The sequence below is a fragment of the Peribacillus sp. NPDC058075 genome, from assembly GCF_042885195.1.
In the GTDB taxonomy this organism is placed as follows: Bacteria; Bacillota; Bacilli; order Bacillales; family DSM-1321; genus Peribacillus.
In genome coordinates this window covers 1-8,363 of the sequence record NZ_JBHVSL010000014.1, presented here as the reverse complement: position 1 = coordinate 8,363, position 8,363 = coordinate 1, and the positions used below count along the sequence as shown (strand labels likewise).

The following is an 8,363-nucleotide window of genomic DNA, read 5'->3' as shown; positions in this document are numbered from 1 at the left end:
TGCCAAAGTATAGTTTTAGTACATAACTTAAAAATTTTAGAGAAGTTAATAGAGATTGTGAATGATTGTACTTAAACTAACGGGTGCGTTAGTTCTATAACAGGGGTTGCTTCGGCAGCCTTTTTCTTATGGAACTAACGGGGCAGGTTAGTTAACTAACAATAATTCACAAATGTATGTTCGGATGTGATAATCTGTAAATAAATTGAGGGGGAATAAGGTTATGGGAAAAGTTGATTACGTTGAGTTAAAACATTTTTCGAATGAATATTTAGATGTATTAAATTCTTTTGAACTACCTGAAGAACAAGTGCAGTTCACTGCATTACCAAATAAGATTTTAGAGGCGACAGAAGGGCAACATCGGATTGTTATTTTAAGTGAGAATGAACCTGTAGGTTTCTTTTTATTACATTCAACTGAACGAGTAAAGGAGTATTCAGATAAATCGAAAGCTATGTTGTTAACTGCATTATCTGTTAATCATGCGAAGCAAGGAAAAGGTTATGCTAAACAAGGTATGCTCTTACTAAGTGATTTTGTTAAATCTGAATTTCCTAACTGTGATGAAATTGTTTTAGTTGTAAATCATAAAAATCTTCCTGCCCAACAACTGTATTTGAAAGTGGGTTTTCAAGATACTGGTAAGAGAAAAATAGGTCCAATTGGTGAACAGTTTATAATGAATTTATCGGTGTAAAATACATAGTGCTTATAGAACTAAAGGGGCAGGATTGTTGAATAAATCATTTTAGTTCTTTGGAAACTAAAATGAGGTGATAATCATGAGGAAAATTGCAATATTGCTTATGGTTGGAATGGTTTTAGTAATATCTAACACAAAAGCAAAAGCAAAAACAATAAATGAAGCTGATACAGAATTGTGTGAAACGCTAAAAATGGGACTTATAAGTAGCAATAGAAAACCAGTAGATAAAGCAATTATTGAGATTTATAAAGATGACAAAAAAGCACAGGCACTTGGTCTTTCTTGGACTGGATTTGAAACTGAACTTCTCAAAATAAAGCAGGTATATGGGATTGGTGGATTATATGAGATAACCTTGAAAGTGTACCCTTTCTATGCCGCCCATAACGGTTATGGGGAAGATGAAGTTGTGATAAATACAAGTGGTGAACTAATCAGTTATAAAACACTTGAAAACATATCCTTGAACTTCAACTAACGGGTGCATTAGCTGAAGATCAGAACTGTCTTTAAGGCAGCTTTTTCTTATGGAACTATCGGGGCAGATTAGTTGAATAATGACTTTAAGAGAATAGGATAAAAAATCGTTTATAGCTAATTAAGGACTCGATTATAATAGAGATGACAATGAAGCTTAGAAATAATAAGGTGGTTAAAACAATTGAAATGGGAAAATGTAGCGTTTGGTAGTTCAATTTTTATTGTACTAACTTTCCTTCCTCCGTATCTTGATATAATTGGTATTTCTTTTTGGCTTAAAGCAGTATGTATAATTGCTGTACTTTTTAGTGTTCTTTTTATTGTATCTAAAATCAAACTCCTTCAGAAATCGGTAACAAAAAAAGTAGGCTGGTTGAGTTTGATTTCTGTTTTTATTTTAGTAGTCATTTTTGATATTTTAAACAATTAATGAGGTACGTTTAATAAATTTATTTTAGGTCGATTTCCTACTTGGAAATCGGCTTTTTTAATTTCAGGATTGTCATAACTCAAAAGTTATGGAGGGTTTCTTGTTCAACTAACGGGGCAGGTTAGGTGAATAACAATTGAGCTATTACACCTCAAAAACTGGACTATTTTTAAAAAAGTTAGGAAAGATAACTTTTGAGGTGAGTTTTATGAAAAAGCTATATATATGGATTATTACCATTCCAATGTTGTTTTTATGTTCAATTCAAGGATACGCACAACCTAAAGAATGTCCTGTGTTAAGTGAATTAGAGAAAACATCGATTAAGGATAAAAAAGAAGTAATAAAAGCGTTAAATACTTTAATACCAAAAACTTATGGAACTGGAATAGATGATTTTCCTGACATATATACTAAGTGGGATGTAGTAACTGCCAAACCTTTTCCCGAAACAGTTGGCAATAAAGATGAAGAAGACTATTTTGGAATGGCAAAGACCTTTTGTGGCAAAGAAATTGCTGAAAAATCATGGCTTGTACGTTTAGATTTCCCCAAAGCCCCTGGAGCTAACTTAGCCCAAGGTCGGTCAAATATTTTTAGCTAAAAGTAAGGAAAAAGGATGGTTTGTTTGGTTTCAATACCATTAAACTGCTATTCCTTAAAGAACTAAGGGGTGCGGTAGCTGAAGATTGGAGCTGTCTTTAAGGCGGCTTTTTTTTATGCAACTAACGGGGCAGGATAGTTCAACAAGGATAATGGCTTCTAGTTCTTGTTTGAAATGCTCCATGCTTTCAAATCTTTAAAGTTAGAGTAACTCGTATTTTAATAGGCCAAAGGAGTTTTCAATGACCGCATTATCGAGACAATTTCGTTTGCGCGACATGCTTTGTGTAATGTTATGTCTTTTCAAATCATAATAGGTTATGTAAGGTTAGATAAGAGCAAGTTTTGAAAAAGGTTTTCCTGCTATATACTTTTGATATAATTAAATGAGAACATAGAATGGAAATTGAATTTCTATCGTAACTTAAGGTTTAACATGAAAGAGGAGGATCATTCTTGAAAATTCGTCTAGGACTGTTAGGTGTAAAAGACTCCATTGAAATTATTCAGTCCGTTATAATTAAATATCCGGAAATCATTTGTATGCCCATTGAGTGTCTAACAGAAGAGGACTTAATTAAGAATGTACCTCCTCTTTTAGAAGAAGTAGATATGTGGCTTTGCACAGGCCCAATCACCTATAAAATTGTACAGGACTGGAAAGGGATTGAATCCCCTGTATTTTACGTAACATATACAGGTTCTACGCTGTACAAAACTGTTTTGCAAGTACTTTATGAACAAAAAATTGAGGTTGATGAGATCAGCTTTGATTCAAGCAATGGCACTACGTGGGAACAAGCCTTACAGGAGGCGGGGATAAAAACTAAGCCTAGATTTGTAGAATCGGAAATGATTTCTTTAGAAGGATTAATTCAATATCATTTTGAACTTTGGAAAAGTGGTCAAACTAAAGCTGCTATTACTGGTCACCCTATACATCATGAACTTCAACGCCTCGGCGTTCCTACTTATCGAACTCTTCCATCAACAATGGCCGTTGAGGCAGTTCTTACCAATATACTTCGTACTTATGAAATGCTACATTTTAGAGCTACTCAGATTGCTGTACAGATAATTGAAATTGATTCTTTTGTTGGTCTGATTAAGGATACATTTTCTACTGATGACATTTTTAGAATTGAGATTAAGTACATGGAAAAGTTGCTCTCATATACAAAAAAAGTACATGGTTCAATTAAATCTTCCGGATTTGGACGCTATGTTATTTTCACCACCAGAGGGCTATTACAGGATATAACGGGGAATTTTAGCCGGGTGCCAGATATCCATGAATTTGATCAGGGCAGTAAAGAAGCAGTTACTTGTGGAATCGGTATAGGGCAGACTGTATATGATGCTGAAATTAATGCTGGAAATGCCTTATTACACGCGAAAGAAAGTGGAAAAGGCACATGGATGGTTTGTTTTGATGATAAAAAGATAGCAGGCCCATTAGGCAAGCCAGAGCAACTTACATATTCCTATACATCAGAACAATTAGAAAAGATAAGTCAACAAACATCACTTAGTGTTATAACATTAAATAAACTGAAATCTTCTCTAAAGAAATTATCGAGTGATGCACTTAATGCAAATGAGCTTGCAAACTATATGCAGATTTCCCCAAGAAGTGCTCGTAGAATTTTAACAGTACTTGAGGAGAAAGGGTTTGCACAGGTTGTTGCGGAGGAGAAGCCGCATACACGAGGACGACCACGAAAGATTTATAAGATTTCACATTTTTAAATAAAGTAAAGAAGTCTTGTCTATTTCGTACAGAGGATAGTTGCCCGGCAAGGAGGGTTTACATAACCAAAAGAGAGCACATTAACTACTTGTGCTCTCAACTCTCCTACATTATGTGTTTTGTAAAATACGTACTTTATATTTCTTAACTTCGGCTGGTAATGGTGAAACGTATTCTTCACCATCACGAAGCTCAACTAACTCTGCTTTTGCCTTTTCAAGTACCTCTGGGCGATTGAGTACTTCTACTGCTGTTGCTGCCATCACTTTTCCGGCGTGAAGCATTCCTTTATGAGCGATAGAAGTTGTTCCAGTTGCAACGAATTGCCATGTATGGAATGGTGTTCCTAGTGCTTCACATACTGTCATACATTGTACTGTTGGAACGACCCAGCTTACATCCCCAACATCTGTAGAACCTGTCATTGATCCATTTGCAGGTATAAATGAGTCAATTACGTCCGATAAAGCCTTTCCAGTTAATTCTTTATTCATTTGCACTTCAAACTTTTTGTCAGCTTCTGAAAGGGATTCACGAATAGTTCTTGCAAATTGCAGGTCATCTTCATCATGTTTAGGCACACCTAATGCGACGAAGTTATCATACATAATTTTATCTAATGTTGTATTCGGTATTACGTTAGAGAGAGCCGATGCAAAGTCAATTTCTACTTCTGTTCCCGCCATTAGAGCTGCACCTTTGGCAATATTACAAACACGTTGGTATACTTCTTCAGTTTGTGAGACGCGAGGAGCTCTTACAAAATATAAGACTTCTGCATCTGCTTGGACCACATTTGGAGAGAAACCACCTGTATTCGTAATCGCATAGTGTACTCTTGCTTCAGGAATAATATGTTCACGTAAATAGTTCACGCCAACGTTCATGAGTTCAACTGCATCAAGGGCACTTCTTCCTAAATGCGGACTGCCTGCTGCATGGGCACTCTTCCCTTTGAACTTGAAGTACACTTCGTAACAAGCGAGGGATGCCATTGACATAACGTTATTGCGTGTTCCAGGATGCCAACATAATGCAAAGTCTACATCATCGAACAATCCTTCTCTTACCATGAACGTCTTACCGCCACCAATTTCCTCTCCGGGGCAACCATAATAACGAACTGTACCTTCAATTTTGTTTTCTTCCATATAGTAACGGAGTGCTAAGGCTGAAGCAAGTGCACCTGTTCCTAGTAAGTTATGACCACACCCATGTCCATTACCGCCAATTTTTTCAGGATTGAATTGTGGAACACCACCAGCCTGACTTAATCCTGAAAGGGCATCATACTCTCCTAAAAACCCTATAATTGGCTTTCCACTTCCAAAACTACCGATGAAAGCGGTTTCGATATTTCCCACACCTTTTTCAACAGAAAATCCTTCTTCTTCTAACGTTTGACATAACAATTCTGCTGATTTGAACTCTTCGAAGCCTGTTTCCGCATAACTCCAAATTTTATCACTCACTTGAATAAGCTTTTCACGTTTTTCTTCTATTATTTCTGATAATCGATTTCGATAATCCAATTCTTTCACCCCTTGGTAGTTTTGCAAAATAGATATGAACATTTTTACAATTATTATGACTTATGCTTTCACTTCTAGTGAAGCGCTTTCAAAAATACTAGTATTGTTTTTTGGGAATTTAAACAATATAGCACCAATTAATACTACAACTAATGCGCCTATCAGGAAGAAGAACGCTGCTTGGAAAGATCCTTCAAATACATCAATAAGTACGCCCATTGCTGTTGGAGCAATAATTCCTGCTAATCCTCCAGCAAAATACATCGTTCCCATAAATGATCCAATTACATTTTGCGATACGTATTTAAGAGGAATAGATAAAATGGCCATACCAATCGCTGCTTCTCCGAAAGAGAAAATACTTTGATAGGTAAGTGCTAATTGAATAGAAGGTGCATTAAACATTAATAATAAAAAAATGCCTGATATAACTGCACCAATTAATACGACAAACTTTTCTTTACCTGCCAACGATTTATCAATTAAATAGCCTGTTAAAATGGCAGATAACAACCCAAATGCTTGTGGGATCATCGCAAGAGAACCAACTGTCTTTATATTTAAACCACGTGATTGCTCCAAATAAGACGGTAGCCATGAAGAGAAGCCCCAATGGACAATGCTTGAACAAAAGTACATAATGACGAGAATCCATAGTAACTTACTTTTATATAAGTCTCTCATCGGAATTTTTGGATTGATACTACTATCTTGTGTTGATTTAACAACCTTTGGTGGATGGTAAAATTTAAATAATAACAGTGTTACGACTAAACCAACGCCGCCAATAAGGTAAAACATAACTCGCCAGCCCCAAGTGTCTGCGATTAAACCAGATATGTATAAAGCGAGCACCCCACCAACTAACTGAGCAGCAAGTAACATCGACTTCACTCTTGCACGAACTCCTCTTTTGTAAATTTCTGTAATAGCAACACTGCTACCTGTTGGCAATCCCCCATCGCCGAATCCAAGAATAAATCGAATAGCTAAAATTGATACAAATGACCCAACCATACCTGTTAACAATGAAAATAGAGATATGATGAATACCGCTATTACAATAACTTTTCTCGAACCAAATTTGTCTGAAAACCATCCAGCAATAAGTGTTATACACACACTACCTAACCAAAAGCTACTAATTACCATTCCACTCTGCGTTTGCGATAAGTGCAATTCTTTACTGATAGGTATGATTACGACATTCATACCAAACAACGTCAATGAATCAACAATCCATCCAAGAAATAACAACGAAAAAATGAAATTACGTTTACCATTGCTCATCTGTACATTCTCCATGATTGCCCCCTTTTTTAAAATATTGAGATAATTCAGTTGATAATAAGCTTGATCCACCTTCACTTTATTTACGGATAATAAAGGTCTTGTCCATAATTATATATTTATCCCTAGTGTTTCGCAATTAAAAAAATTTTCTAATTTATTAAATATTTCGTTCAACCTCTTTGAGAGGTTCTGGTGCAATATCGAGCAGATTGTGAAGAATTGTACTTAAACTAACGGGTGCTTTAGTTGATTAAGGATCAAAAAATGATCAATCTAAAAAAATAAGTTGTGTTCGAATAAGGGGAGGGTATAGATATTGCCTTCCCCTTTGTGTTAACAGATAAATTTATATGACTGTATATAATATACTCGATTTTGTATCTCAAAACAGTTAGAGATTGAATTGGTGCGGTTTTGAGTGGATTAATAACTCTATGTACTCAAATTCATGTCCCCAATGTACTTATCTTTGTATCTTCGTAAATTCAATAACAAGGGTTGCTACGGCAGCATTTTTCTTATGGCACTAACGGGGCAGGTTAGTTGTATAAGGAAAAGTAAAAAGGTCAATTTTTCCAATGGATTGTGATAATATAAATTTAATTCTTATTATAAGAGGTGAGTTTAGTTGAGCAGAGTTGAGCAGAGTACAAAGTTAGATTTAGAAAGAATTATTTTTATTGGGAGAACCTTTGAAGAGTATCTGATATGTTTTCTCTTTCAGTAGAAGAACTAAAGGGAAAAAAAATACTGGATTGTCCAGCAGGGGCTTGTTCTTTTACTGCGGTTGGTAATAAATCAGGTTTAAGTGTAACAGCTTGTGATATTGCGTATTATCATTCGAGTGAAGACCTAAAAAATAAAGGTCTTCATGATATTGAACACGCTATGGAGCATATGCAAAAAGCAAAAAGTAATTATATTTGGACTTATTTCGAAGATATAGAAGGTCTTAGAAAACATCGTTTGAATGCTTTAAAAGATTGTATTAAGGACATGGAGGAATCGAGTGACCGATACGTTCCCGTTACTTTGCCTTCTTTACCGTTTAAGGATGGAGAATTTGATATTCTTCTTTCTGCACATTTTCTATTTATGTATGCTGACCGATTAGATTACCAATTTCATATAAAAACGCTAAATGAGTTATTGAGAGTTACTAAAGAGGAAATTCGTATTTTCCCTATAGTTGATTTGGAAGGAAAACGCTATGAACATTTAGATAAATTAATAAGTTATCTCGCTGATACTGGATGTACAGTCGAAGAAGTTAAAGTGCCATATGAATTTCAGGCAAATGCTAACTCGATGTTAAAAATTAGAAAAGGGTAAGAAAGAAAGAAAGAAACAATGTTATAAACCTTATGCTACTAACGGGTGCTTTACTTCAATAAGAGAGTTGCTTTGGCAGCTCTTTTTTCTTATGGAACTATCGGGGCAGTTTAGTTGAAGAAGGAAAATGGAATTATTGTGATAGGGGCAATAAGTCAGGGGGAGAATTTTTGTTAATACATAAAATCGATGACGAAGTATCTTTGAGGTTATTCAATGTGGGTGACGCTGAAG

The 8,363-nt window shown here is 35.4% G+C and carries 7 protein-coding genes and 1 pseudogene; 6 read left to right on the top strand and 2 right to left on the bottom strand.

The features are described 5' to 3' along the window. The first annotated feature begins 223 nt into the window (after positions 1-223). From ACFVS1_RS26665 to ACFVS1_RS26645, 5 genes are all read left to right on the top strand, one after another. Positions 224-700 (top strand): GNAT family N-acetyltransferase, encoded by a 477-nt coding sequence (locus ACFVS1_RS26665; RefSeq protein WP_387552191.1) that lies wholly within the window; start codon positions 224-226, stop codon positions 698-700. An 85-nt stretch (positions 701-785) separates the two neighbouring features. Next, complete coding sequence (locus ACFVS1_RS26660; protein ID WP_387552188.1) at positions 786-1,187, top strand: DUF3888 domain-containing protein; 402 nt, start codon at positions 786-788, stop codon at positions 1,185-1,187. Between the two features lie 183 nt (positions 1,188-1,370). Next, on the top strand, positions 1,371-1,619 hold the full coding sequence (locus ACFVS1_RS26655; RefSeq protein WP_387552185.1) for a hypothetical protein: 249 nt from the start codon (positions 1,371-1,373) through the stop codon (positions 1,617-1,619). Positions 1,620-1,755: 136 nt separating this feature from the next. After that, positions 1,756-2,223: a hypothetical protein gene (locus tag ACFVS1_RS26650; protein ID WP_387552182.1), complete on the top strand. Its 468-nt coding sequence runs from the start codon at positions 1,756-1,758 to the stop codon at positions 2,221-2,223. Positions 2,224-2,678: 455 nt separating this feature from the next. Beyond that, positions 2,679-3,971: a helix-turn-helix domain-containing protein gene (locus ACFVS1_RS26645; RefSeq protein WP_387552179.1), complete on the top strand. Its 1,293-nt coding sequence runs from the start codon at positions 2,679-2,681 to the stop codon at positions 3,969-3,971. Positions 3,972-4,082: 111 nt separating this feature from the next. On the opposite strand, the gene ACFVS1_RS26640 is transcribed toward ACFVS1_RS26645, so the two are convergent. Further along, entirely contained in the window at positions 4,083-5,504 is a 1,422-nt protein-coding gene (locus ACFVS1_RS26640) for a M20 family metallopeptidase (protein ID WP_387552177.1), read from the bottom strand. A gap of 60 nt (positions 5,505-5,564) precedes the next feature. Beyond that, positions 5,565-6,809 carry an MFS transporter gene (locus ACFVS1_RS26635; protein ID WP_387552174.1) on the bottom strand — a complete coding sequence of 415 codons (1,245 nt, stop codon included), beginning with the start codon at positions 6,807-6,809 and terminating at the stop codon, positions 5,565-5,567. A gap of 616 nt (positions 6,810-7,425) precedes the next feature. Here ACFVS1_RS26635 and ACFVS1_RS26630 point away from each other — a divergent pair. Next, positions 7,426-8,129: pseudogene (locus ACFVS1_RS26630) on the top strand (class I SAM-dependent methyltransferase). Positions 8,130-8,363: the final 234 nt, after the last annotated feature.

Excerpts from the sequence above, each read along its gene's own strand:
- ACFVS1_RS26635 (WP_387552174.1), bottom strand. The coding sequence starts at position 6,809 with ATGGAGAATGTACAGATGAGCAATGGTAAACGTAATTTCATTTTTTCG.
- ACFVS1_RS26665 (WP_387552191.1), top strand. The coding sequence starts at position 224 with ATGGGAAAAGTTGATTACGTTGAGTTAAAACATTTTTCGAATGAATAT.
- ACFVS1_RS26660 (WP_387552188.1), top strand. The coding sequence starts at position 786 with ATGAGGAAAATTGCAATATTGCTTATGGTTGGAATGGTTTTAGTAATA.